Consider the following 1676-nt stretch of genomic DNA (forward strand, 5'->3'; position numbering starts at 1 on the left):
GGTGTCCCGCCCCGCGTTCGGGGAGGCGCTGCGGCGGCAGGGGCGGGCGGCGGAGGCCGAAGCGCATCACCGCGCCGCCCTGTCCTGGCTGCCCGGTTTCGGCGGCAACCACTTCAATCTGGGCCTGACGCTCCAGGCGCTGGGCCGTGCGGCGGAGGCCGCCGACGCCTATGGCGAGGCCGCGAGGCTGATGCCGCGCTTTGCCCCGGCCCCCTGCAACCAGGGCGTCCTGCTCCGCGCGCTGGGGCGGCTGGAGGCGGCGGAGGCGGCGCTGCGCCGGGCCGTCGCGCTCGATCCCATGCTGGTTCCCGGATGGCTCAACCTCGGCGCGGTGGCCCAGGGGCAGGGGCGGGGGGAGATGGCCGTTGCCTGTTACCGCAACGCCCTGGCCCTGCGGCCCGATCTGGCGGAGGCCCACGCGAATCTGGGACTGGCGCTGAAGGAGGCGGGGCGACCCGTGGACAGCCTTCCGGCCTTCGAACGCGCGCTGGCGCTCGGCCTGCCCGACACCGGCGGGATTCTCGCCCAGCTCGTCCAGCAGATGCGCCATCTCTGCCGCTGGGACGGGCTGGCGGAGCGTTCGGCGCAAATGACCGCCCTGGTGCGCAGCGGCGCCACGCGGCAGGTCCACCCCTGGATCTTCCTCGGCGAAGGCGCCGGCCCGGCGGCGGAACTGGCCTGCGCCCGCCGCTACGCGGACTGGCGGACGCAGGCCGTCGCCCCCATGCCGGTCTGCCGTGACCCGGGGCCGCGCAGCCGCCTGCGCATCGGCTATCTCTCCGCCGACTATCACGAGCACGCCACCGCCGCCCTGATCGCGGACCTGATCGAACGCCACGACCGGGGCCGGGTGGAGGTCGTCGGCTACAGCCACGGCCCCGACGACGGCGGCCCGATGCGGCGCAGGCTGGGCGCCGCCTTCGACCGATTCGTGGACCTCGCCGCCCACTCCCACGCCGAAGCCGCGTCGCGCATCCGCGAGGACGGGGTGGACATCCTGGTGGACCTGAAGGGGCACACCCAGCACGCCCGCCCGGAGATCGCCGCCCACCGCCCCGCCCCCGTGCAGGCGCAATGGCTGGGCTATCCGGGGACCATGGGGGCCGGCTTCATCGACTATGTGATCGGCGACCCGCTGGTCACGCCGCTCGACCGGCAGCCCTTCTATGCGGAGCGGATCGTTCAGCTTCCGGTGTGCTACCAGCCCAACGACCGCAGCCGGCCCATCGGCCCCACCCCCACCCGTGCGGCCTGCGGCCTGCCGGAGCGGGGGATGGTCTTCTGCTGCTTCAACGCCGCCTACAAGATCACGCCGGCCCTGTTCGGCCTGTGGTGCCGCCTGCTGGGCGCGGAGCCGGACAGCGTGCTGTGGCTGCTGGACAGCCATCCGGAAGCCAGCGCGAACCTGCGGCGGGAGGCCGCCCGCCGCGGCGTGGCGCCGGAGCGGCTGGTCTTCGCTCCCCGGCGCCCCCCGGCCGAGCATCTGGCGCGCCACCGTCTGGCCGACCTGTTCCTGGACACCACGCCGGTCGGCGCCCACACCACGGCCAGCGACGCGCTGTGGGCCGGTCTGCCGGTGCTGACGGTGCCGGGGGAGGGCTTTGCCTCCCGCGTGGGGGCGAGCCTGCTGCGCGCCGCCGGCCTGCCCGAACTGGCGGTCCGCTCGCTCGCCGACT

At 75.1% G+C, this 1676-nt stretch carries 1 protein-coding gene; it reads left to right on the plus strand.

Annotated elements, in window-relative coordinates:
* The coding region (locus tag QSG27_RS28855; RefSeq protein WP_306712280.1) for an O-linked N-acetylglucosamine transferase, SPINDLY family protein at positions 1 to 1676 on the plus strand (1676 nt) is incomplete at both ends.

It is taken from the genome of Azospirillum isscasi, from assembly GCF_030849505.1.
In the GTDB taxonomy this organism is placed as follows: Bacteria; Pseudomonadota; Alphaproteobacteria; order Azospirillales; family Azospirillaceae; genus Azospirillum; species Azospirillum isscasi.